22 protein-coding genes are annotated in these 22,562 nt (G+C 70.2%); 2 read left to right on the plus strand and 20 right to left on the minus strand.

Annotation, left to right across the window (positions count from 1 at the left end):
- Nucleotides 1–5: 5 nt before the first annotated feature.
- From ABG085_RS11115 to ABG085_RS11155, 9 genes are all read right to left on the minus strand, one after another.
- Nucleotides 6–722 (minus strand): copper homeostasis protein CutC, encoded by a 717-nt coding sequence (locus ABG085_RS11115; protein WP_347975806.1) that lies wholly within the window; start codon nt 720–722, stop codon nt 6–8.
- Between the two features lie 85 nt (nt 723–807).
- On the minus strand, nt 808–1,014 hold the full coding sequence (locus tag ABG085_RS11120) for a hypothetical protein (protein ID WP_347975807.1): 207 nt from the start codon (nt 1,012–1,014) through the stop codon (nt 808–810).
- A gap of 208 nt (nt 1,015–1,222) precedes the next feature.
- Entirely contained in the window at nt 1,223–3,070 is a 1,848-nt protein-coding gene (locus ABG085_RS11125) for a 5'-nucleotidase C-terminal domain-containing protein (protein WP_347975808.1), read from the minus strand.
- Between the two features lie 172 nt (nt 3,071–3,242).
- Nucleotides 3,243–4,268 carry a ketol-acid reductoisomerase gene (gene ilvC, locus ABG085_RS11130; protein ID WP_347975809.1) on the minus strand — a complete coding sequence of 342 codons (1,026 nt, stop codon included), beginning with the start codon at nt 4,266–4,268 and terminating at the stop codon, nt 3,243–3,245.
- 40 nt (nt 4,269–4,308) lie between these two features.
- Complete coding sequence (gene ilvN, locus ABG085_RS11135) at nt 4,309–4,818, minus strand: acetolactate synthase small subunit (RefSeq protein WP_347975810.1); 510 nt, start codon at nt 4,816–4,818, stop codon at nt 4,309–4,311.
- Nucleotides 4,819–4,822: 4 nt separating this feature from the next.
- Nucleotides 4,823–6,628, minus strand: a complete 1,806-nt coding sequence (locus tag ABG085_RS11140; RefSeq protein ID WP_347975811.1) for an acetolactate synthase large subunit — start codon at nt 6,626–6,628, stop codon at nt 4,823–4,825.
- 47 nt (nt 6,629–6,675) lie between these two features.
- A complete protein-coding gene (gene ilvD / locus ABG085_RS11145) occupies nt 6,676–8,394 on the minus strand; it encodes a dihydroxy-acid dehydratase (RefSeq protein WP_347975812.1) in 1,719 nt (572 codons plus the stop codon).
- Nucleotides 8,395–8,441: 47 nt separating this feature from the next.
- The gene (otsB, locus tag ABG085_RS11150) at nt 8,442–9,236 is read right to left on the minus strand and encodes a trehalose-phosphatase (RefSeq protein ID WP_347975813.1); all 795 of its coding nucleotides are present in this window, start codon (nt 9,234–9,236) and stop codon (nt 8,442–8,444) included.
- A complete protein-coding gene (locus tag ABG085_RS11155; protein WP_347975814.1) occupies nt 9,233–10,714 on the minus strand; it encodes a trehalose-6-phosphate synthase in 1,482 nt (493 codons plus the stop codon). Before ABG085_RS11155 ends, otsB begins: the two co-directional genes overlap by 4 nt.
- Nucleotides 10,715–10,852: 138 nt before the next feature.
- Here ABG085_RS11155 and ABG085_RS11160 point away from each other — a divergent pair, with 138 nt between their 5' ends.
- Nucleotides 10,853–11,107, plus strand: a complete 255-nt coding sequence (locus ABG085_RS11160; RefSeq protein ID WP_347975815.1) for a hypothetical protein — start codon at nt 10,853–10,855, stop codon at nt 11,105–11,107.
- 93 nt (nt 11,108–11,200) lie between these two features.
- Here the strand turns inward: ABG085_RS11160 and ABG085_RS11165 are convergent, their stop codons facing one another.
- The 3 genes from ABG085_RS11165 to ABG085_RS11175 are packed head-to-tail and all read right to left on the minus strand — an operon-like array spanning nt 11,201 to nt 13,837.
- The gene (locus tag ABG085_RS11165; protein WP_347975816.1) at nt 11,201–12,385 is read right to left on the minus strand and encodes an acetyl-CoA C-acetyltransferase; all 1,185 of its coding nucleotides are present in this window, start codon (nt 12,383–12,385) and stop codon (nt 11,201–11,203) included.
- The gene (locus tag ABG085_RS11170) at nt 12,382–13,035 is read right to left on the minus strand and encodes a CoA transferase subunit B (protein WP_347975817.1); all 654 of its coding nucleotides are present in this window, start codon (nt 13,033–13,035) and stop codon (nt 12,382–12,384) included. Before ABG085_RS11170 ends, ABG085_RS11165 begins: the two co-directional genes overlap by 4 nt.
- Before the next feature lies 1 nt (nt 13,036).
- On the minus strand, nt 13,037–13,837 hold the full coding sequence (locus ABG085_RS11175) for a CoA transferase subunit A (RefSeq protein ID WP_347975818.1): 801 nt from the start codon (nt 13,835–13,837) through the stop codon (nt 13,037–13,039).
- Between the two features lie 198 nt (nt 13,838–14,035).
- On the opposite strand from ABG085_RS11175, the gene ABG085_RS11180 reads away from it, so the two are divergent.
- Nucleotides 14,036–14,824 (plus strand): IclR family transcriptional regulator, encoded by a 789-nt coding sequence (locus ABG085_RS11180; protein ID WP_347975819.1) that lies wholly within the window; start codon nt 14,036–14,038, stop codon nt 14,822–14,824.
- Between the two features lie 86 nt (nt 14,825–14,910).
- Here the strand turns inward: ABG085_RS11180 and ABG085_RS11185 are convergent, their stop codons facing one another.
- The 8 genes from ABG085_RS11185 to ABG085_RS11220 are packed head-to-tail and all read right to left on the minus strand — an operon-like array spanning nt 14,911 to nt 22,457.
- Nucleotides 14,911–15,828, minus strand: coding sequence for an alpha/beta fold hydrolase (locus tag ABG085_RS11185; protein ID WP_347975820.1), 918 nt, complete (start codon nt 15,826–15,828; stop codon nt 14,911–14,913).
- Nucleotides 15,825–16,577: a 3-hydroxybutyrate dehydrogenase gene (locus ABG085_RS11190; RefSeq protein WP_347975821.1), complete on the minus strand. Its 753-nt coding sequence runs from the start codon at nt 16,575–16,577 to the stop codon at nt 15,825–15,827. The genes ABG085_RS11185 and ABG085_RS11190 overlap by 4 nt, the downstream gene beginning before the upstream one ends.
- On the minus strand, nt 16,577–17,248 hold the full coding sequence (locus tag ABG085_RS11195) for a TetR/AcrR family transcriptional regulator (RefSeq protein WP_347979175.1): 672 nt from the start codon (nt 17,246–17,248) through the stop codon (nt 16,577–16,579). The genes ABG085_RS11190 and ABG085_RS11195 overlap by 1 nt, the downstream gene beginning before the upstream one ends.
- A gap of 2 nt (nt 17,249–17,250) precedes the next feature.
- Nucleotides 17,251–18,876, minus strand: a complete 1,626-nt coding sequence (locus tag ABG085_RS11200) for an AMP-binding protein (RefSeq protein WP_347975822.1) — start codon at nt 18,874–18,876, stop codon at nt 17,251–17,253.
- Nucleotides 18,873–19,997 (minus strand): branched-chain amino acid ABC transporter permease, encoded by a 1,125-nt coding sequence (locus ABG085_RS11205; RefSeq protein WP_347975823.1) that lies wholly within the window; start codon nt 19,995–19,997, stop codon nt 18,873–18,875. The genes ABG085_RS11200 and ABG085_RS11205 overlap by 4 nt, the downstream gene beginning before the upstream one ends.
- On the minus strand, nt 19,994–20,869 hold the full coding sequence (locus ABG085_RS11210) for a branched-chain amino acid ABC transporter permease (protein ID WP_163617423.1): 876 nt from the start codon (nt 20,867–20,869) through the stop codon (nt 19,994–19,996). The genes ABG085_RS11205 and ABG085_RS11210 overlap by 4 nt, the downstream gene beginning before the upstream one ends.
- On the minus strand, nt 20,866–21,645 hold the full coding sequence (locus tag ABG085_RS11215) for an ABC transporter ATP-binding protein (protein WP_347975824.1): 780 nt from the start codon (nt 21,643–21,645) through the stop codon (nt 20,866–20,868). The genes ABG085_RS11210 and ABG085_RS11215 overlap by 4 nt, the downstream gene beginning before the upstream one ends.
- Complete coding sequence (locus tag ABG085_RS11220) at nt 21,642–22,457, minus strand: ABC transporter ATP-binding protein (RefSeq protein WP_347975825.1); 816 nt, start codon at nt 22,455–22,457, stop codon at nt 21,642–21,644. Before ABG085_RS11220 ends, ABG085_RS11215 begins: the two co-directional genes overlap by 4 nt.
- Nucleotides 22,458–22,562: the final 105 nt, after the last annotated feature.

The following is a 22,562-nucleotide window of genomic DNA, read 5'->3' on the forward strand; positions in this document are numbered from 1 at the left end:
GGATCTCAGCCGGCGGCCGCGACCGCCTCTGCCACGATTCCGGGGTCGGTGACGTCGTGTCCCGCAGAGCCGCCGCCCGGCCCGGACGGCGCGTCGTGGCCTGTGCGGGAGCGCGCCGACAGGTGCACGGCATCGACGCCGGCGGCGAAGAGCGCGGGGATGTCGGAGGGCTGCACACCGCCGCCGGCCATGACCTCGACGGCACCCGACCGGGCGCTGAACGCGGCGAGCGCGGCGACGCCGTCGATGGACCGGGGCGAGCCGCCGGAGGTCAGCACGCGGTCCACGCCCTCCGCCACGAGCGCGTCGAAGACCTCGGCCGGGTCGGCGGCCGCGTCGACGGCGCGATGGAACACGAGCGTGGCGGGGCCTGCGGCATCCCGCCATCTGCGGAGTGCGTCGACGTCGAGGCCTCCGGCCGGTGTCAGCGCGCCGACGACCACGCCGCCCGCGCCGCGATCGATGCAGGCGCGGATGTCGGCAGCCACCAGGGCGATCTCCTCGGGGCTGTACACGAAGCCGCCGCCACGGGGACGCACGAGGACGTTCACCGTCGACGGGTCGACCGCGGCCAGGACCCCCTCGAGGACCGCCAGCGACGGTGTGAGCCCGCCGACGTCGAGCGCCTGGCACAGTTCGAGTCGCGCCGCCCCCGCGCCGATAGCGGCGCGGGCACCGGCGGGGTCTTGGACGGCGATCTCGACGGGACGACGTGCGGGCATGCCGCGAGCCTAGCCGGGCGCGTCCTCGGGGCAACCCCAGACATGGTGAGACCCGCCGCTCCCCGGGCGGCGGGTCTCCACGGATTCATGAGAATCGCAGCGGACGCGGCCTCGTGAAGAGGCCGCGGAACCACACGCCGGCCCTGGCGACGGCATGTGCCGACGGGCTCTCCGGTGTGATCGTGGCGCCGCGATCGGCGATGCTGCGCAGAATCTCGTTCTCGCGGTTCAGGCTGGCCGCCCGCTCGCGATCGAGCCGGTCGGCCGTGAATGTGAGGGTGTTCCCGTCCATGGCCGTTCCTTTCGTGGTGATCGCCGGTTCGGGCGATGCTGTGAGGGTGAGAGCGAAGCCTCGCCCCAGGTGATACGTGAGGCGCGCCGCAGAAGGGCGACACCTGCGCGGGAGTCGGGACCCGTGGCATCCCGTGTGCGCGACCTCCTCGGGGCGCGACACCGATGGCCCGGCCCCCGCCCGAGGGAGCCGGACCATCGCCACCGGATCAGAAGACCGGCGTACCGGCCCGCACGAGCCTCCAGTTCACGACATGGAAGTCCGTGGGGTCGATGACTCCCGTCGCCGACGCGTAGGCCACGATCGCCTCGCGGATGGCGACCTGGGCGTTGTAGACGACCGGCGCGGCCGCGATGTGCGGGAAGCCGCCGCCGCCGGACTGCCGGTAGTTGTTGACGGCGACCACGAAACGCTGGTCGGCGGCCACCGGAGTGCCCTCCCACGCCAGGTTCACGATGCGCGAGCCCTGCGGCTGAGAGATGTCGATGTCGTATGTGACGCCCGAGAACTGGTCGAAGTTGTAGTCCGGGGTTCCCTGCGCGTTGGTCCAGGTGGCGGGAGCCACCGGCGCGCCCGGCGCGACGGTCAGGAAGTACTTCGCGGAGTACTCGAGGTAGTCCTTGATCTGGGCTCCGGTCAGCACCGAGCCGAGCAGCGTGTTGTCGTAGATGTACAGACCCGCGACATCCTTGATCGTCACCTGCCCCGCCGGGAAGGTCGCCGCACGGTTGAACGGCGCCGCGAGCGAGATGATCGGAAGGGATGCCTCGGCCGTCCCCGCGATCGCCTTCGAGACCACGTCGATCTGCACGTGGTTCACGTAGTCGAGGATCGCGGTGTCCTTCCAGCAGGACTCGGCCGCGGCGAGCGTCTCAGACGACGTCGCGACGGGCGTGTTCACGTAGGCGACGACGGCGTCGTGCTGCGCCTGGACGACCTGCACCAGTGCCGGATCGTCGGCGACGGTGTTGGTGTTCAGCGTGAGCGACCTCGCGGTGGCGACCCCCCACTGGCCCCGCTCCATCGTGAGCTCCAGATCGAACACGCTGAGCCGCTGGCCCCAGTTCTTCGGTTCGCTCATCACGACCTCTTTGCCGGTGACCCTGTTCGTCACCCGTACCTCGGGCTTGTCGAGGTGCGCGTGCCCGAACAGGATCGCATCGATGCCGGGCACCTCCTCGGCGAGCATTCGGGCCGCGTTCTCGACGGGGATGTCGCTGCCGTAGGACGACAGGCCGCTGTCGCCGGCATGCACGCTCACGACCACGACATCCACGCCCTCGGCGCGCATGACGGCGACCCAGCGTGCCGCGCTCTCCACGACATCGAGCACGTCGACGCGGCCGCTGACATTGCTCTTGTCCCAGATCACCACGCCGGGGTTGGTGAGCCCCAGGACGCCGACGCGGATCGGCTTGTACCCGGGCACGTGCATCTTCTTGACGACGTAGGGCTGGAACGCCGGCTCCGTGGTGCCCGCATGCACGGCGTTGGCGGCCAGCGCCGGGGCATCCAGCTGCGAGATCCAGTAGTCGAGGAACTCGAGCCCGTAGTTGAACTCGTGGTTGCCGAGCGCCACGGCGTCGTACCCGATCGCATTGAGCCCCGCTGCGACCGGGTGCACGGCGCCGGACTCCGTCACCGGGTCGACGGTCGCGTAGTAGAACCCGAGCGGAGAGCCCTGGATCGTGTCGCCGGCATCGAAGAGCAGCGTGCGCTCGCGGCCGCGGTCGGCGCGGATCTGGTTGACGAGGCTCGACACGCGCGCCAGGCCGATGGTGTTGCCGGCGCTGTCGCCGTAGGCCGCGTCCTTGTAGTAGTCCCAGTTGAGCACGTTGGCATGGATGTCGGAGGTGCCCATGATCGTGATGGTGACGGACTTGCCTCCGCCGGCCGCCACTGCCCGCGGCGTCTGCACCCACCCCGCCGCGGCGAGCACGCCGGCTGCCGAGGCGCCGACGAGGAAGTTCCGTCGGCTGAGGCCCGACCGCGGCGGGGTGTCCGCCAGAGGGGGCATGTCGCGGTCGGATTCGTGGTCGGATGCGTGATCAGGCATGTGTTCTCCCATGGCGAGGATCACACCACGCGCGCGTCGCCGCGACAAGGACCGGCGCATGAGGAAACTCTCAGCAAGACTCCGACCGGGTCTGCGCGCAAACGGAAGTGCCCGGCCCTTTGCAGGGCCGGGCACTCGGTGCCGCGCGGAATGAGCGCGGCAGAAGGGTCGATCAGCGCGCGGCGTTGCCCTCGACGTAGTCCTCGTCCTGCTGCTTCCAGGCGAAGAGCGCGCGCAGATCCCGGCCGACCGTCTCGATCGGGTGGGCGGCGGCCTTCTCGCGCAGCTCGAGGAACTCGACGGCGCCGTTGTCCTGGTCGTCGATGAAGCGCTGGGCGAACGCGCCTGACTGGATGTCGGCGAGCACGGCCTGCATGTTCTCCTTCACGTGCGGGTCGATGACGCGCGGGCCCGAGACGTAGTCGCCGTACTCGGCGGTGTCGGAGACCGACCAGCGCTGCTTGGCGATGCCGCCCTCCCACATGAGGTCGACGATGAGCTTGAGCTCGTGCAGCACCTCGAAGTAGGCGATCTGCGGCTGGTAGCCCGCCTCGGTCAGCGTCTCGAAGCCGTACTGGACGAGCTGGGACACACCGCCGCAGAGAACGGCCTGCTCACCGAACAGGTCGGTCTCGGTCTCTTCCGTGAACGTCGTCTTGATGACGCCCGCGCGCGTGCCGCCGATGGCCTTCGCGTACGAGAGCGCGGTCGCCCACGCGGTGCCCGAGGCATCCCGCTCCACCGCGATGATGTCGGGGATGCCGCGCCCGGCGACGTACTCACGGCGCACGGTGTGGCCCGGGGCCTTCGGGGCGACGAGGATGACGTCGACGCCCTCGGGCGCCTCGATGTAGCCGAAGCGGATGTTGAAGCCGTGCGCGAAGGCCAGCGTCTTGCCCGGCGTCAGCTTGTCCTTGATGCTCTCGCTGTAGATCGAGCGCTGGTGCTGGTCGGGGGCCAGGATCATGATGAGGTCGGCCCACTCGGCCGCGTCGGCGACCGACTTGACCTCGAAGCCCTCCTCCTGCGCCTTCTCGGTCGACTTCGAGCCGTCCTTGAGCGCGATGACGACCTCGACACCCGAGTCGCGAAGGTTCTGGGCGTGCGCGTGGCCCTGCGAGCCGTAGCCCACGATCGCCACCTTCTTGCCCTGGACGATGCTCAGGTCGGCATCGGCGTCGTAGAAGATCTCAGCCATCTTCGTGTTTCTCCTTGATGTTGTGGTCGTGTGGTCTGTGTCAGCCGCGCAGGACGCGCTCGGTGATGCTCTTGCCGCCGCGGCCGATGGCGACGAGGCCGGACTGCGCCAGCTCCTTGATGCCGAACGGCTCGAGAGCGCGCAGGAAGGCCTCGACCTTGCCCTTGTCGCCGGTCACCTCGACGACGAGCGCGTCGGGCGCGTAGTCGACGATCTGCCCGCGGAAGAGGTTCACGACCTCGAGCACGTTCGAGCGCGTCTGGTTGTCGGCGCGCACCTTCACGAGCATGTGCTCGCGCTGGACGGATGCCACGGGGTCGAGCTCGACGATCTTGATGACGTTGATGAGCTTGTTGAGCTGCTTCGTGACCTGCTCGAGCGGCAGCTCGTCGACGTCGACCACCACGGTGATGCGCGAGAGGCCGGGGACCTCGGTGACGCCCACCGCGAGGGACTCGATGTTGAAGCCGCGCCGCGCGAACAGCCCGGCGACGCGGGTCAGCAGACCCGGCTTGTCCTCCACGAGGAGGCTGAGCACGTGAGTCGTCATGGCCTCAGTCCTCCTGCTCGTCGAAGGCGGGCGAGTGATCCCGCGCGTACTGGACGTAGCTGTTGCTGACGCCCTGGGGCACCATCGGCCACACCATCGCGTCGGCGCTCACGACGAAGTCGATCACGACGGGGCGATCGTTGGTCTCGAGGGCGGTCTGGATCGCGGCATCCACGTCCTCCTCCTTCTCGACGCGGATCGCGAGGCACCCGTAGGCCTCCGCCAGCTTCACGAAGTCGGGGATGCGCACGGTGCCATGACCCGTGTTGAGGTCGGTGTGGGAGTGGCGGCCGTCGTAGAACAGCGTCTGCCACTGGCGCACCATGCCCAGCGACGAGTTGTTGATGATGGCGACCTTGATCGGGATCTTGTTGATCGCGCAGGTGGCGAGTTCCTGATTGGTCATCTGGAAGCACCCGTCGCCGTCGATCGCCCACACGTGGCGATCGGGCTCGGCGACCTTCGCACCCATGGCGGCGGGCACCGAGTAGCCCATGGTGCCGGCGCCGCCGGAGTTCAGCCAGGCGTTCGGACGCTCGTACTTGATGAACTGCGCGGCCCACATCTGGTGCTGGCCGACGCCCGCGGCGTAGATGCCCTCGGGTCCGGTCAGCTCGCCGATGCGCTTGATCACGTACTGCGGCGACATGAGGCCGTCGGTCGGCTGGGTGTAGCCGAGCGGGAACTCGTCGCGGAGGCCGTCGAGGAACGACCACCACTCTCCGATATCGGGAGTGGAGCCGTCGCTCACCGCACGGAAGGCGGCATCCAGGTCGACGAGCACGTCCTTCAGGTCGCCGACGATCGGGACGTCGGCCGTGCGGATCTTCGAGATCTCCGCCGGGTCGATGTCGACGTGCACGACCTTGGCGTTCGGCGCGAACAGCGCCGCCTTGCCGGTGACGCGGTCGTCGAACCGCGCGCCGAGGGCGACGAGCAGGTCGGCCTCCTGCAGCGCGAGCACGGCGGGGACGGTGCCGTGCATGCCGGGCATGCCCAGATGCTGCGGGTGCGAGTCGGGGAACGCGCCGCGTGCCATGAGCGTGGTCACGACGGGTGCGCCGGTCGTCTCGGCGAGCGCGCGCAGCTCGGCGGACGCCCGCGAGCGGATCACACCGCCGCCGACGTACAGCACCGGCTTCTTGGCGTCGGCGATCAGCTGCGCCGCCGCCTGGATCTGCTTGCCGTGCGCCTTGGTCACCGGCCGGTAGCCGGGCAGGTCGATCTGCGGCGGCCACACGAAGGGCGCCTCGGCCTGCTGGGCGTCCTTCGTGATGTCGACGAGCACGGGACCGGGGCGACCGGTCGACGCGATCTCGAACGCCGCGGCGATCGCGCCGGGGATGTCCTCGGCGCGCTTCACCAGGAAGGAGTGCTTGGTGATCGGCATCGTGATGCCGACGATGTCGGCCTCCTGGAAGGCATCCGTGCCCATGAGGGTCGAGAACACCTGACCGGTGATGCAGACGATCGGCACGGAGTCCATGTAGGCGTCGGCGATCGCGGTGACGAGGTTGGTGGCGCCCGGACCGGAGGTCGCGAGGGCGACGCCGACGCGACCGGATGCCGCGGCATAGCCCTCCGCGGCGTGACCGGCGCCCTGCTCGTGACGGACGAGGATGTGACGCACCGACTCGTCGTCCATGAGGGGGTCGTAGACGGGCATGATCGCTCCGCCGGGAAGACCGAAGACGTCGGTCACCCCCAGCAGGTCGAGGGAGCGGACGACCGCTTCCGCGCCCGTGAGCACGGGCGTCGAGGCGGTGCGGGCGGGCGGCCGGGGAACGGCCGCGGCGGTGTCGGCTGACATGGTGAGATTCCTCACAGATGGGTCGGACGGGATGCCGGAAACCAGGCTCAACCGGTGGTCGCGCCCTCCGCAGCGGAGCGCACGAGTCGGGAGTACTTGGCAAGAACGCCACGGGTATAGCGCGGAGGAAGCGGCTCCCAGCCAGAGCGGCGGGAGTCAAGCTCAGCCTCGTCGACGAGTAGGTCGAGAGTGCGAGCCGCGATATCGACCCGTATCAGATCACCATCGCGCACGAAGGCGATGGGACCAGCGTCCACCGCTTCGGGTGCTATGTGGCCGATGCACAGGCCGGTTGTGCCGCCTGAGAATCGTCCGTCCGTCAAGAGTAGTACATCTTTTCCGAGCCCAGCGCCCTTGATGGCCGCGGTGATGGCGAGCATCTCGCGCATGCCGGGGCCGCCCTTGGGGCCCTCGTAGCGGATCACTACGACGTCGCCCGCCTGGATCGCTCCGGCCTCGAGGGCGTCCATGGCGGCGCGCTCCCGCTCGAACACACGGGCCGGCCCTTCGAACACATCGGCGTCGAAGCCGGCCGACTTCACGACGGCGCCTTCGGGGGCGATCGAGCCGTGCAGGATCGTGATGCCGCCGCTCGCGTGGATCGGGTTGTCGAACGTGTGGATCACGGTGCCGTCGACCGGGTCGGGGTCCAGGTCGGCGAGGTTCTCGGCGAGGGTCTTGCCGGTGACGGTGAGCGCGTCGCCGTGCAGCAGGCCCTCGTCGAGCATGGCCTTCATGATCACCGGGATGCCGCCGTGACGGTCGACGTCGTTCATGACGTACTTGCCGAACGGCTTCATGTCGGCCACGTGCGGAACCTTGTCGCCGATGCGGTTGAAGTCGTGCAGGCTCAGGTCGACGTCGGCCTCGCGCGCGATGGCGAGGAGGTGCAGCACGACGTTGGTGGAGCCGCCGAGCGCCATCGCGAGGGCGATGGCGTTCTCGAACGCCTCCTTGGTGAGGATGTCGCGCGTCGTGATGCCCTGACGCAGCAGGTTGACGACGGCCTCGCCCGAACGGTGCGCGAAGTAGTCGCGGCGGCGGTCGGCCGAGGGCGGCGCGGCGGAGCCGGGAAGGCTGAGGCCCAGCGCCTCGGCGACCGAGGCCATCGTGTTCGCGGTGTACATGCCACCGCACGCTCCCTCACCGGGGGCGATGGCGCACTCGATGCGCTTGAGGTCGGCCTCGCTCATCTTGCCCGCGAGGCAGGCGCCGACGGCCTCGAACGAGTCGATGATCGTGACGTCCTTCTCGGTGCCGTCCGAGAGCTTGACCCAGCCGGGCGCGATCGAGCCGGCGTAGAGGAAGACGCTCGACAGGTCGAGGCGGGCGGAGGCCATCAGCATGCCCGGGATCGACTTGTCACAGCCGGCGAGGAGCACCGACCCATCGAGGCGCTCGGCCATGATCACCGTCTCGACCGAGTCGGCGATGACCTCACGCGAGACGAGCGAGAAGTGCATGCCCTCGTGGCCCATCGAGATGCCGTCGGACACCGAGATCGTGCCGAACTGCAGCGGGTACCCGCCGCCGGCGTGCACACCCTCCTTGGCGCCCTGCGCGAGCCTGTCGAGGCTGAGGTTGCAGGGGGTGATCTCGTTCCAGCTCGACGCGATGCCGATCTGCGGCTTGTCCCAGTCAGCGTCCCCCATGCCGACCGCGCGGAGCATGCCGCGCGAGGTCGTGGCTTCGATGCCGTCGGTGACGACGCGGCTGCGGGGCTTGATGTCGATGGTGTTGTCAGCGGGCGAATGGGGCTGGGCCATTGTTGAAGTCTATTCCCGCGGCTCGGCCCGCTCGCCCGGCATGACGTTCACCCGCGAGCGCGCGTCCGCTCCGTCGCCAGCACCGTGAGGAGGTCGGCGAGGGCGGCGATGTCGGGCACGCGCACGGCGGCCGCTGTCGGCCCGTCGCCGACCCGCACGCCCAGATCACCCGCGCCCAGGCTCGCCAGGGCGTCCTCGTCGGTGACGTCGTCACCCGCGAAGAGCACGGCCGTGGCACCCAACCGCTCGCGCAGCTCCGCGATCGCGGAGTCCTTGCCCTCGTGGCGGAAGGCGAACTCGACGATGTTGTGTCCGGTGCGCCGTCGCCAATGCGGGGCCTCCGCCGCGACGATCTCATCCGCCAGTCGGTTCGCCTCTGCGGCGGCCTCGGCGGTGGCACGTCGGGTGTGCACGCCGAACCCGAAGGTCTTCGGCTCGATCCAGACGCCCTCCAGGTGCGCGGTCGCGGCCTCGGCGTGCGCCCGCATCGCGTCGCGCAGCGTCACATCGCCCTCGTCCTCGCCGTGGGTCCGCAGCCCCTCGTCCGGGCTCCAGAACTCGGCACCATGGGATCCGGCGAGAAGCACGCGCGAGGCGTCGTCGTGCTCGGCGATCACCCGCAGGTCGACGAGGCTGCGCCCCGAGACCAGCGCCACGACGGTGTCGGGTGCGGCGACCACGGCACTCACCGCCTCGCGCGCGGCAGGCAGCATCCGTGCCGCCATCGGGTCGTCCGCGAGCGGTGACAGGGTGCCGTCGAAGTCCAGCGCGACGAGCAGGAGATCGGATGCCGCGACGCCGGCGATCGCCTCGCGCACGTCGTCGGCGAGATCGAGCGTCATGCGTTCGCCTCCGCAGCCCGGTTGAGGGCGGGGAACCTGTTGCGTTCGCGTGCGCCGTCGAGGGCGTCGAGGAAGGACCGCGACCAGCGCGCGACGTCGTTCTCGACCACCTTCCGGCGCAGTGCCCGCATGCGGCGGCCCTGTTCGGCGGACGGCATGTCGATGGCACGCATGATCGCGTCCTTCATGCCGTCGATGTCGTGCGGATTGATGCGCACCGCGCTCGGCAGCTCATCGGCGGCGCCGGCGAACTCGCTCAGCACCAGCACACCGCGGTTGTCGATGCGGGAGGCGACGTACTCCTTGGCGACGAGGTTCATGCCGTCGCGGAGCGCGGTGACCAGCATGACGTCGGCGGCGAGGAACAGCGCCACCATCTCTTCGCGGGGGTAGGCCTGATGGAGGTAGCGGATCGCGGTGTGGCCCATGGTGTCGTGGTCGCCGTTGATCCGGCCGACGGTGAGCTCGATCTCGTCGCGAAGCTGCATGTACGCCGCGACGCGCTCCCGGCTCGGGCTCGCGACCTGCACGAGGGTCACCTCCTCGACGGCGATCTTGCCGTCCTCCAGCAGCTCGCCGAAGGCCTTCATGCGGTGGCGGATGCCCTTGGTGTAGTCGAGCCTGTCGACGCCCAGCAGGATCTTCTTCGGGTTGCCCAGACTCTCGCGGATCTCCTTCGCCCGAGCACGCACGTCGTCGCGCCGGGCGAGCTCGATGTAGGACGAGGCGTCGATGGAGATGGGGAACGCCTTCGCCAGGGCCCGCCGGCTGGTGCCGTTCGCGCCGGGGACGGTGATGCCCGAGGCCTTGGTGTCGTAGCGCAGCTGGCGACGCACGGCTCGAGCGAAGTTGCCCGCATCTGCGACGCGCTGGAAGCCGATGACATCCGCGCCCAGCAGCCCCTCGAGCACCTGGCGGCGCCACGGCAGCTGCGAGTAGAGCCCGTATGCCGGGAAGGGAATGTGGTGGAAGTAGCCGATGGTGAGGTCGGGGCGCGCGTCGCGCAGCATCTGCGGGACGAGCTGCAGCTGATAGTCCTGCACCCACACCGTCGCGCCGTCCGCGGCGACCGCTGCGGCGGCTTCGGCGAAGCGACGGTTCACCTTGACGTACGCGTCCCACCACACGCGGCGATACCGCGGCTCGGCGATGACGTCGTGGTACAGCGGCCAGAAGGTGTCGTTCGACATGCCCTCGTAGTAGAGCTCGACGTCTTCGGAGGTGAGCATCACCGGGACGAGATGCGTGCCCTCGAACTCGAACGGGTCGACCTCGATGTCCGGCTGGCCGGGCCATCCCACCCACGCGCCGTCCGCCCGTCGCATGACCGGCTCGAGAGCGGTCACCAGCCCACCGGGCGAGCGCCGCCATCCTGCCTCGCCGTCGCCGTCCACGACGCGATCCACGGGAAGGCGGTTGGCGACGACGACCAGTTCGGCGATGCGCTCGGGTGGGGCGGGAGGGTGGGGGTCCGTCACGCGGTCTCCTGACGGTTCGTGGACTCGGCAACGGCCCCAGGCTAACAGCGCGCCCCTCCGGCCCGAGCGCCCTTGACGTGCGAGGCGTGCCCATGTCAAGGGGCGCGTCCGTCACCGGTCCCGCGCTAACGTGGCCTCATGCGCAAGTACGTCTTCGGCACCGGCATCCTCACCGCATTCACCGGCGGGCTGACGCTGTTGAGGGGCCTTCGCGAGCACGAGCCGTTCACCTGGCGCATGGCGCTCGGGTGGCTCAGCTGGGGCATCACGCTGGCCCTCGCGATCGGCGCGATCGTCGACGTGCGCCGGGCGTCGCGCGGCGAGGTCATCGCGAACGACTCCCCCGTCCACGGCCGCGAGAAGAAGCTGCTCAAGCGCCGCGTCGACCGCTGACCCCGAGCCTGGCCGCCGGCAGCGCGAGAGGGGAGACGTCGGCGTGTTCGACGTGCGGACATCTCCCCTCTCGGGATCGCCGGGGAAGCCGGGTCAGCGCGTGAGGATCAGCGCGTCGCCCTGACCTCCGCCGCCGCACAGAGCGACCACCGCCGTGCCGCCGCCTCGACGGACCAGCTCGTGCACCGCGTGGACGACGAGGCGGTTGCCGGATGCCCCGATCGGATGCCCGATCGCGATGCCGCCGCCGTGCGGGTTGACGATGTCGTCGGAGAGTCCGAGCTCGGCCTGCGAGCGCGCGACCACGGCCCCGAAGGCCTCGTTGATCTCGACGAGGTCCAGGTCGGACGCCGCGATGCCCTGCTTCGCCAGCGCCTTCTCGATCGCCCGTGCCGGCTGCGCGTGCAGTGAGTTGTCGGGGCCGGCGACCTGACCGGACGCTCCGACGGCGGCGAGGACGTTCCAGCCGTTCTCGTCGGCGTGGGACCGCGTCGTGAGCACGACAGCCGAGGCGCCGTCCGAGATCTGCGACGAGTTGCCCGCCGTGATCGAGCCGCCCTGTGCGAAGGCCGGCCGCAGGCCCGCGAGGGTATCGACGGTCGTCTCGGGCCGGACGCCCTCGTCCTTCGTCACGACGACCGGGTCGCCCTTGCGCTGCGGGATCTCGACGGGCACGATCTCGGCGTCGAACACGCCGTCCGCCTGCGCCGCTGCGGCCCGCTGGTGCGAACGTGCGGCCACGGCATCCTGTGCCTCGCGGCTGATCTCGAACCGCTCGTTGTGCCGCTCCGTCGACGCGCCCATGCTCTCGCGGTCGTAGGCGTCGGTGAGTCCGTCGTGCGCCATGTGGTCGAGCACCTCGATCGAGCCGTACGCCCAGCCGTCGCGCGAGCCCATCAGCAGGTGGGGCGAGCGGGTCATCGACTCCATACCGGCGGCCACCACGACGGTCGCGTCACCGAAGGCGATCATGCGCGCACCGTCGATGATGGCGGTGAGCCCCGAGAGGCAGACCTTGTTGACCGACCCGGAATGGACCTCCCACGGGATGCCGGCACCCACCGCCGCCTGGCGCGCGGGGTTCTGCCCGCTGCCCGCGGCGAGCACCTGACCCACGAGCACGGCATCGACGGCGTCGGCCGGGATGCCGCCCTGCTCGAGCGCGCCGCGGATCGCGGCGCTGCCCAGCTGCACCGCGGTGAGCGGAGCGAGCTGGCCCTTCAGTCGCCCCTGCGGAGTGCGCGCGGCGGCGACGATGACGACGTCGTCGTGGTTCATGCTTCCACCTTAAGTTCATCCGAGACCAGGAGCTCCGGCTCGGTCGCCGCGACGACCTCTGCCACGGTCACACCGGGGGCCGTCTCGACCAGCACGAGTCCGGCATCCGTCACATCGATGACCGCGAGATCCGTGATGATGCGGTCGACGACGCCCCGCCCGGTGAGGGGCAGCGAGCACTCGTTCACGATCTTGGCCGAGCCGTCCTTGGCGACGTGCTCCATCAGCACGATCACCTTCGCGGCGCCGTGGACGAGGTCCATCGCTCCGCCCGGGCCCTTCACCATCTTTCCCGGGATCATCCAGTTCGCCAGGTCACCGCCGGCAGACACCTGCATGGCGCCGAGGATGGCGGCATCGATCTTGCCGCCGCGGATCATGCCGAAGCTCGTGGCCGAGTCGAAGAACGCGGCGCCCGGGAGCGTCGTCACTGTCTCTTTGCCGGCGTTGATGAGGTCGGGATCGACGTTCTCCTCGGTGGGGTACGGCCCGACGCCGAGGATGCCGTTCTCGGACTGCAGCACCACCGTGACGCCGTCGGGCACGAAGTTCGGCACCAGCGTCGGCAGCCCGATGCCCAGGTTCACGTAGGCGCCGTCGGCGAGCTCCTGCGCGGCGCGCGCCGCCATCTCGTTGCGGGTGAGCGGCATGTCAGGCTCCTTCGGGCATCTCGCGGGCGGCGGCCTGGGCCACGGAGACCGTCCGTCGTTCGATGCGCTTCTCGATGTCGGATCCGACCTCCACGATGCGATGCACGTAGATGCCGGGGAGGTGGATGCTGTCGGGGTCGAGTCCGCCCGGCTCCACGAGCTCCTCGACCTGGGCGATGCAGACGCGACCCGCCATCGCGGCGAGCGGATTGAAGTTGCGCGCCGCCTTGTTGAAGACGAGGTTGCCGTGGCGGTCGCCCTTGAGCGCGTGCACCAGCGCGAAGTCGGTGACGATCGCCTCTTCGAGGACGTACGGGCGACTCGTGCCCGCGACGTCGAAGGTGCGGACGTCCTTCACGGGTGAGGCCACGGCGATGCTGCCGTCCGCGGCGTAGCGCCGCGGAAGCCCGCCCTCGGCGACCTGCGTGCCCACGCCGGTCTGCGTGTAGAAGGCCGCGATGCCCGCGCCGCCGGCCCGCAGCTTCTCGGCGAGGGTGCCCTGCGGCGTCAGCTCGAGCTCCAGCTCGCCGGAGAGGAACTGCCGCTCGAACTCCTTGTTCTCGCCCACGTACGACGACGTCATCTTGCGGATCCGCTGGGCGTTCAGCAGGATGCCGAGGCCCCAGTCATCCACGCCGCAGTTGTTGCTCACGATGCTGAGGTCGCTCGTGCCCTGCGCGAGCAGCGCCTCGATGAGCGCGATGGGGTTGCCCGAGAGCCCGAACCCTCCCACCGCGAGAGACGCCCCGTCGGGGATGTCGGCGACCGCTTCGGCCGCCGAGCCCCAGGTCTTGTCGATCATTCTGCTCCTTCGCATGAACCGGCCGTGATGACGTCTGCAGAACTCCACGGGCTGGTCGCACCGAGTGACCGCTCCGGCGCGATCGCCGACTCAGGACGCGATAAGCGTGGAGTTCTGCAGACGATCCTCCGCTCGATCCGCTTCTCCCGCCAGATCGGCACTTGCCATGTGGAGCTTTGGCGGCTTAGCGTCCATATCGTGGACACCGAGCCAAAACGCACCATTCCCGGAGCCCAGTCGATCGCGCGGGCCGCGCAGCTGCTGCGGCTGGTGACGTCGGCCGGGAGCGACGGGATGCCGACGGCCGAGCTCGCACGCCGCGCCGACCTCACCCGGCCCACCACGCACCGGCTTCTCACGGCCCTCCGTCACGAAGGACTCGTCGACCAGGACGATCGCACCGGACGCTGGATGCCGGGACCGGAGCTGTTCCTGATGGGAACGGTCGCGGCATCCCGGTACGACATCACGTCCCTCGCCCGCGACATCGTGCGGTCCCTCGCGGTGCGGACGGAGGAGAGCGCGTTCCTCTCGGTGCGCCGCGGCGACGAGACGGTCTGCCTGCTGCGCGAAGAGGGCAGCTTCCCGATCCGCTCGTTCGTGCTGTCGGAGGGCGTGCGCTTCCCGCTCGGCGTGGCGTCGGCCGGGCTCGCGATCCTCGCCTTCCTGCCTCCCCACGATGTGGACGCCTACTTCGAGCGACACGCAGACCTGCCTCGCGAATGGGGCGCCTCGCACAGCGAGCCCCGCCTGCGCGCACGCCTGCGCGACACGAAGGAACGCGGCTACGCCGTGAACCCCGGTCTCATCGTCGAGGGGTCGTACGGCATCGGCGCGGCGGTCTTCACGCGAGAGGGCCACCCGCAGTGGGCGCTGAGCCTGACCGGGGTGGAGTTCCGGTTCGGCCCCGAGCGCCTCCCCGAACTCGGTCGCACCCTCCTGGCCCACGCCCACCAGCTGACCACCCGCATCGCGGCCGCCCGCTGACGTCGAGGATTCAGGATCCTTGCACCGAGAGCAGCCCTCAGTGGCGGTGGACCGCGTTTCTCCTGAATCCCTGACGCGGGCGCCGGTCAGACGGCCGCCGCGAGCTCCTCGCGAGCGGCGGTGGCCACGACGTCGGCACCCGCCGGCGACATGACGATCGTGTAGTGGTTGAAGCCGTCGACCCGCTCATGCTGCACGCCGGGGTAGGTGGCGAGCAGCCGCTCGAGGTGTGCGGGGGCGTACAGCCCGGGAGGCTCGTTCTGGAGTCCTCGCGGCACGGTGAGGAGGCGGGCGGGATGCTGCAGCCCGGCCAACGCGTCGGGCAGCGACGTTCCCGCATTCATGTCGAGGGTGTCGTCGGCGGTCGTCTCATAGCTCGTCGCCGGCCGGTATGCCCCGGCGCCGTCCTCGACGAGGTCGTAGGCGAGATACCGCTCCAGCTCGGGAGTCCACGCGCCGTCGAAGGCGGGATGCCGCCGCCAGAAGTCGAGGTACTCCCCCGCGTCCGCGAACCTCATGGACAGCCGCGCGGCCGTCGGTCCGAGGATGCCGGCGACGAGCTGGTCCGTACTGAGCCCGGCCGGAACGTCGAGCGGCAGCCCGCCGTCGACGAGCAGCAGACGCGCGACGCGCTCCGGGTGCCGGTGGGCGAAGACGACCGAGACGAAGCCGCCCATCGAGTGCCCCACCACGAGGGTCCGCTCGATTCCGAGCGCATCGAGCAGCGCGGCGAGATCGTCGGCGTGGGCGGCCATCCCCGCCGGACCCGCGATGCCGTTGCTCCGCCCGCGGCCGCGCAAGTCGGGCGCCACGATGCGCACTCCGGGCAGGCGGTCCACGACGAAAGGCCACGCGAGGTGCGAGGCGGTGACCCCATGCACCACCAGTGCCGTGGGCATGTCGGGCCGCGCATCCGCCGGTTCCCAGACGCCCGCATGCAGCATGCCGCCCGCGACGGGGACGTCGATCTCGCGATAGCGGTGCCCTGCGGTCTCGTCACTCATCGGGCCGTCCATCCGCCGTCCATCGTGTACGAGGCACCGGTGACCATGCCGGCCTTCTCCGACGCCAGCCACCCGGCGAGCGAGGCCACCTCGTCCGCCTCGACGAGGCGCTTGACAGCGCTCTCGGTGAGCATGATCTTCTCCACGACCTCGCTCTCGGGGATGCCGTGCACCTGCGCCTGGTCGGCGATCTGCTTCTCGACGAGGGGCGTCCGCACGTAGGCGGGGTTGATGCAGTTGCTCGTCACGCCGTGGGCAGCACCCTCCAGCGCCGTCACCTTCGACAGGCCCTCGAGCCCGTGCTTCGCCGAGACGTAGGCGGACTTGAAGGCGCTCGCGCGCAGCCCGTGGGCGCTCGAGATGTTGATGATCCTCCCCCAGCCCCGCTCATACATCGCCGGCAGGGCCGCCCGGATCAGGAGGAACGGCGACTCCAGCATGAGGCGCACCAGCAGGCGGAACGCCTCGGGATCGAACTCCGTGATCGGCGAGACCCGCTGGATACCGGCGTTGTTGACGAGGATGTCGACGTCGAGAGTGAGCTCGTCGAGCCCGCGGGTGTCGGCGAGGTCGACGACCCAGGACTCGCCGCCGACAGCGGCGGCGGCATCCGTCGCGGCATCCGCGTTCAGGTCTGCGATGGTGACGTGCGCGCCACGCGCCGCGAACTCGTGCGCACAGGCGAGGCCGATGCCGCTGGCGCCGCCCGTGATCAGCGCGCGCTTGCCCGCGAGGTCCTGCTCTGCCATCAGTCGTCCTCCCCCGCCCGCGGGGCGAGCGCGTTGTCGATGAACCGTGTCATGCCGGCGAACACCACCGGGTCGAGTTGTGCGGGCGGCTTGCCGTCGGCGTCGCGCTCCCACAGCAGGAACCTCATGCCGATGAGCTCACCCATGCCCATGAGGGCCCAAGCCGTCGTCTCCGGATCGAGGCCGCGGTCGACATCGCCCGCCGACTGCGCCGCACGCAGCCCCGCTTCGTAGCCTTCGACGATGCGCGTGTAGTGCGTTCGCAGCACTTCGGGCGAGACGAACTCGGCCTCGCGGACCACCCGATACAGCGCCGGGTGCTCCGCGGTGAACCGGAAGAACCCCGCGAAGCCCGCTCGTTCGGCTTCCAGCCGTGACGAGGCCCCGGTCATCGCCTCGGACATCGAGTGCCGCACTCGGCGGTTGAGATCGAGCACGAGCGCTTCGAAGATCGCCTGCTTGCTGTCGAAGTACAGGTAGAACGTGCCGAGGCCGATGCCTGCTCGCTCGGTGATCTTGACGATGGATGCCTCGTGGTAGCCCTGCTCTGCGAACACGAGCTCCGCGGCCTCGAGCAGGCGGCGCCGGGTCGCCTCGCCGCGCTTGGTGAGTGGCCGCCCGGTCGCAGACGAGACCAGCTCCTCCTCGTGTTCGACGAGTTCGTCGGACATGCTCATCGAGATTCCCCCTTCGTGGGAGCGCCGCTGACGGCGCGACCGCTCTTCCCCTGCGCGCTCTGCTGCGAGGCGCTCACCAGATTCCGGGCCCGCTCGCGCAGCCGCGAGCGGGCGAGCTTCTCGATCGTCGAGCGCGGGAGCGCATCGACCAGTTCGACGTGCACCGGGATCTTGAACGCCGCGAGGTTGCGACGCGCGTGGGCGAGCAGCTCGTCCACCGACAGTGCAGCTCCGGCCATAGGCACGACGAACGCGACGCCGCGCTCGCCCCAGACGTCGTCGGGCACGCCCACCACGGCGGCTGCCTCCACCAGCGGGTGCAGGCAGAGCGCGTACTCGACCTCGGCCGGCGCGACGTTCTCGCCGCCGGAGATGAAGATGTCCTTGAGGCGGTCCACCACACGGAAGATGCCGTCCGCGTCACGCGACACCAGGTCGCCGGTGCGCAGCCACTCACCGCTCATCGCCCGCGCCGTCGCGGCGTCGTCACCGAGATATCCGGCGAACACGCTGGGCCCGCGCACCCAGAGCTCACCGGTGGCCGCGCCGTCGAGCGGCAGCTCCGAAGAAGGGTCGACGACGCGCACCGCCACGTGCGGGTAGGGCCGTCCGACGGCGCCGGGAGCGCTCGCCGCCTCGGTCGCTGGAAGATGCAGCACGTTCGGCGCCGCCTCGGTGAGCCCGTAGCCCTGTGTCAGCGTGATGCCGCGCGCCGTCCACGTGTCCTGCAGCGCGACGGGCATGGTGGCCCCGCCGACCAGTGCGAGGCGGAGGGATGCCGTGTCGGTCGTCGCCCATTCGCGGTCGTCCGCGAGCATCCGGTACTGCGTCGGCACGCCCATCATCGCGGTGACCCGCCGGTCGGCGATCAGCTGGAGCACCCGCGTCGGCTGGAACGACCGCTCGAGCACGACCGTCGCGCCGACCCACCAGGCGAGCAGCGGCTGGCAGTTCCAGGCGGCGACGTGGAACTGCGGGAGCATCGCGAGCACGACGTCGTCCTGGCTGAGCGGCAGCGCCTGCGCGAGGGCGAGGTTGTTCCAGAAGCAGTTCGCGTGGGTGAGCACGACGCCCTTCGGCGCGGCCTCGCTGCCGGACGTGAAGATCACGAGCAGCGGGTCGTCGTCGCGCACCGGCCGTCGCGGCCTGGGGCGAGCCGCGCGCGGGACCGCCGCCTCGACCCCCGTGGTGCCGAGAACGGCGACAGGAGCGGCGGCGAGGCCATCGGCGACGCGCAGCGCCTCGCCGGCGAGCGCGGCGTGCTCGTCTTCGATGAGCACCAGCGCGGGCGCGGAACGCGTCAGCACGTCGGCCAGCTCGCGCGGCGTGAGCCGCCACGACAGCGGCACGAACGCGATGCCCGCGATGGCGCACGCGAAGAAGGCGACGACGTGGTCGGTCGAGTTGCCCGACACGGTAGCGATGCGATCGCCCGGACCGTAGCCGGCGCGACGCAGGCCGTCTGCGAGCTCGGTCGCGCGGCCGGCGAGCGTCGCGTAGTCGGTCGTCACGCCGCGGTCGTCGACGGCGATGCGCTCGGGCGAGCGCGCCGCGCGGTCGACGATCCAGCGGCCGATCGTGTGGGGCCCGTCGTCGATGTCGGGGTCGGCGTTCCAGGTCATGCGCGGACCCTGTCGGACGCGGCGGTGCCGGCGGCGACCGCCTCGGGGGTCTCGCCCGCATCGTCGAGCTGACGCAGCGCGCCGCGCACCTTCTCGCCGCGCCGGCGGCGGGCGGCGGCGTCGATCGTGCCGGCGATCCCGCCCGGGAGGAACATCACCACCACGATGAACAGCACGCCGAAGAGGAAGAGCGGCTCCGACAGCGGCACACGCAGCCAATCGGGAAGCCCGGCGATGGCATCTGAGCCGGCGAGCACGGTGAGTCGCTGATCGAGCAGCGTGTAGAGCACACCGCCCACGATCGCACCCCACCGGAATCCGACGCCACCCAGCACGACCATCACGAGCACCGTGATCGTCAGGTCGGCCGACACCGAGCGCGGCACCGTGCCGGACTGCAGCAGCATGTAGGCGACGCCGGCGAGGCTCGCCAGGCCGGCGGCGATGACGAAGACGATGAGCCGCACGCGGTAGGGCGACAGTCCGAGCACGCGGACGCGCTGCTCGTTCTCGCGCGTCGCACGGGCCAGATGGCCGAGACGCGAGGTGTCGACCCACAGGGTCACGAGGTACACGACGACGAGCACCGCGAGCGCGAACCAGTACAGATTCCGTGTGTTCACGACGCCGATGAGGAAGTCCGGCACCTGATCGGTGTTGAGGCTCAGCCCCTCCTCGCCGCCGGTGACCTGCGAGTTGCGGCGCACGAGCACAGATCCCGCCTGCGCGAACGCCAGTGTGACCATGGCGAAGGGGATGCCCGAGACACGCATCGACACGGCCCCGGTGACCAGTGCGATCACCATGCCGCCGATCAGGGCGATGAAGACTCCCGGCCACAGCGGCACGCCGAAGTGCTCGAGCGCGATGCCGAGCCCGTATGCGCCGGCGCCGAAGTAGAGGGCGTGGCCGAAGGACAGCATCCCGCCCGATCCGAGCAGCAGGTTGTACGACAGCGCGAGCGCGGCGAACACCATGCAGAGCGACAGCAGCGCCAGCGTGCCCGGCATGTACGTGGGCGTCGGGAGGATGCCCGGCAGCGACAGGTTCAGCAGCGGCAGCAGGGCCATGAAGACCACCAGTGCCGCGCCGACGATGGCAGGAACGTAGCGACGCATCATGCCTTCCTCCCGAGAAGTCCGGCCGGGCGTACCAGCAGCACGAGCGCCAGGAGGATCACGACGATGAAGTCGCCGGTGCCGCCGAGGTAGAAGTTGGCGAACTGCTGGAGTACCGCCACGAGCACCGACGCGACCGCGGCGCCGGTGAGCGAACCGAGGCCGCCGACGACCGTGACGATGAACGCGAAGATGAGGAGCGTCTGCCCCAGGTGGGCCGAGACGAACGTGGAGTAGTGCATGGCCAGCACCCCGCCGATGCCGGCCGCCGCCCCGCCGATCGCGAAGACGAGGGTGAACGAGCGCCGCACATCGATGCCGAGCGCCGTCACCATCGACCGGTTCTCGACCCCGGCGCGGATGATCATGCCGTAGCGCGTCTTCTGAAGGAACAGCACCAGCGCGGCGAGCACGAGCACGGCGGCGATCATCAGCACCCAATACGTGTTCGGGATGCGGGCGCCGAGCACCTCTGTCGTCTGCTTCAGCCAGGGCGGCCCGGCGATGTGGATGGGATCGGTGCCCCAGATCCCCTCGAAGAGCGCGACGGCCGCGAACGACAGGCCGACGGTGACCAGCACCTGCTCGATGTGGCGCTCGTACAGCGGGCGGATCAGCACGAGCTCGGTCAGCGTCGCGAAGACGGCGCCGACGCCGGCGCCGGCGAGCACCGACAGCAGGAACGATCCCCACGAATCCGTGCCCAGCGCCTGCGCGACCATCCAGCCCATGAACGCGCTCAGCGTCAGGAAGGCGCCGTGCGCGAAGTTGAGCACGTGCATCAGCCCGTAGATGAGGCTCAGGCCGCTCGCGACGAGGAAGTAGAGGGCGCCGAGGCCGACGCCGGTGATGAGGGTCAGGACGAGGGTGCTCACTTCGACTCGCTCCGCTCGCTCAGCGCATCGCCTGCTTCTTCGTGCTCCACGTGGACGCCGAGGAGGCGGCGGGTGAGGTCTTCGTCGTCGAGGATGTCGCGAGCGCGCCCGACGTGTGCGACGCGTCCGCCGGCGATGACGATGGCGTCGTCGGCGAGGCGTCGCACGACCTCGAGGTTCTGCTCGACGAGGAGGATCGGGACGGTCTTGGACGCCTCCTGCAGGGCGTCGGCGACCTCGGCGACGATCTTCGGCGCGAGGCCCTTGGTGGGTTCGTCAACCAGGAGCAGCATGTTGTCGTTGATCAGCGCTCGCGCGACCGACACCATCTGCTGCTGGCCGCCCGAGAGGGTGCCCGCCTGCTGGTCGCGCCGGGCGACCAGGTCGGGGAACAGCTCCGCCACGAAATCTCGGCGAGGCTGACGCTGCCGTTCGGCGAGCGCGAGGTTCTCGGCGACCGTGAGCTTCGCGAAGACCTCGCGGTCTTCCGGCACATAGCCGACGCCCCGGCGCACGATCTTGTGGGTGGGCAGCCCGTCGATGCGCTCGCCGGCGAGGCGCACCTCGCCGCGGCGCGCGATGAGACCGAGGATGCCGCGGAGGGTCGAGGTCTTGCCGACGCCGTTGCGCCCCAGCACCGCGGTGATGCCGGTGGCGGGGACGTCGAACGAGACGTCTTCGACCACCTGCTGGCCGGCGATGGTGCAGCGGAGGTTCCGCACGGTGAGGACGGGTGACGCCGAGGTCCGGCCGCCTCCGGGAGGTAGTGCGCTCATGCGGCCTCCGTCCCCGTCGATCCGCTGCCGAGGTATGCGCTCTGCACGAGAGGGTCCTCCATGATCCGCTGGGGGGTGTCGTAGGCGATGATCGTGCCGAAGTACATGACGGCGACCTTCTCGACGAGACCCATCAGGACGTCGATGTGGTGCTCGACCATCAGCAGAGTGCAGCCCTTCTCCCGCTGCATGGCCCGGATGTTCTCGACCAGGCCCGGCACGTCGCCGGAGCCGACTCCCGCCATCGGCTCGTCGAGCAGCACGATGCTCGAGTCCGTCGCCAGCAGCACCGCGATCTCGAGTTTGCGCTTGTCGCCGTGCGAGATGTCGCCCGCGTACGCGTCGCGCATGTGCCCGAGCCCGACGACGTCGAGCTTCGCCAGCGCGACCTCGGTCGCGGCATCCGTCCGTCTCGGGAAGCTGAACAGAGACCCCGACCCGCCCAGCGACACCTGTGCCGCCAGGCGCACGTTCTCGAGCACGGACAGCTTCGGGAAGAGGCTCGCCGTCTGGAAGGTGCGCCCCAGTCCCGCCCGGGCCCGCGCCGGCACGGATGCCGTCGTGATGTCGCGGCCATCGAGCAGCACGCGTCCGGCGGTGGGCTTCATCAGCCCCGAGATGACGTTGAAAAGCGTGGTCTTGCCGGCGCCGTTCGGGCCGATGACGCCCACCAATGACCCGGCGGCGATGTCGAGCTCGACGTCTTTGAGGATCGTCGCGCCGCCGATCTGCAGGCCGAGACCTTCGATGCGCAGCGGAGAGCCGCGGCGGACTGCGTCCGGGGCGGGCGCGGACGGGACGGACGTGCTCATGGGCTGAGTGCCTCTCGTAGTGCCTGATGGCCGGGTGCCGAGCGCAGCGAGCCGACGGAACGCGCTGTCGCGCCGTGCGTCTCGCTGCGCTCGATCACGCCGGTG

Origin of the sequence: Microbacterium sp. ProA8 (genome assembly GCF_039905635.1) — a bacterium.
Classification (GTDB): Bacteria; Actinomycetota; Actinomycetes; order Actinomycetales; family Microbacteriaceae; genus Microbacterium; species Microbacterium chionoecetis.